Source organism: Thermogutta sp., from assembly GCF_014359955.1.
In the GTDB taxonomy this organism is placed as follows: Bacteria; Planctomycetota; Planctomycetia; order Pirellulales; family Thermoguttaceae; genus Thermogutta.
The window spans coordinates 1-1000 of sequence record NZ_JACIYL010000991.1 but is presented as its reverse complement, the minus strand read 5'-3'; the positions used below and the strand labels follow the sequence as shown (position 1 = coordinate 1000).

Sequence of the window (1000 nt, the reverse complement as noted above, 5' to 3'; positions counted from 1 at the left end):
GATCGAGGCGAAGTTTCACGGGAGAACCGGCACGCACGGAAACCTTTTCTCGAGAAAGGAAGCGAACATCGGCGAGAGGCGGCTCACTCTCGCGTTTGATCTGCGGGGCCTGCAAGCCTTTGATGGTCACCGTCGCTACTCGAACGGTCGGGGCCAGCTCCAGTCGGCGAATCGCGTGGTTATTCGTGTCAGCCACGTAGAGGACGGAGTCTGAAGCAGGCGAAATCCCAGCCGGCTCGTCGAATCGGGGCGGATCGTCGCTGTTACCCGGCTGGGTGTCACCGGCCACGGTCACGGTTTCTCCGGTCTGGGGATCCACCCGCTTGATCTTGTTATTGTACGTATCGGCCACATAGAGGAATTTCCCTGCATAGCACAGCCCTATGGGATGCTGAAGAAGCACCTGAGAGGCGGGCCCATCGCGATCCCCGAACGTAAAAAGCCGGGCGGCCATCAGATGGGCGGTTCCCACGACCGTCCGGACCTCGCCACCTCCCCGGAGCGGCACAGCTCGGATGGAGCTTCCTTCACTGTCGGCCACATAAAGCCATCGACCATCGGTGGCTAATCCACTGGGCTGTGCAAAGGAGGCAAACCCCAAGGCGTACGGCGACGGCGGGAGAAGCGGCCCGTCAACGATGTCCTCCCGGGCGTTTCCTGCGTACGGACCAATCCGGCTGAACTGGTTATCCATCCGCCAGATTTGGTGACAGCCCGCCATCGCGATATAAATCCACTCCCCCACCACGCACAGATCCCACGGGCTGCTCAACTCGGTGGAAAGGGGTGCCCCCATGCGCATCGGTGGGGGACGGCGCAGTTGACGGCCTGTTCCCGCCACTGTTCTCACCACGCGTTTTTCGAGGTCCACCGCCCGAATCGCATGATTTTCCGTGTCTGCCACCAAAAGGACCTGGCCGAGAAGCGCCATCCCCTGAGGACTGGAAAACTGGGCTGCGTCGAACGCTCCGTTTCGCAGGCCCGGCTCACCCGTCCCAAT

At 61.7% G+C, this 1000-nt stretch carries 1 protein-coding gene; it reads right to left on the bottom strand.

Annotation, left to right across the window (positions count from 1 at the left end):
* Positions 1–1000: NHL repeat-containing protein (locus tag H5U08_RS18810; RefSeq protein WP_297036695.1), on the bottom strand; the 1000-nt coding region annotated here is incomplete at both ends.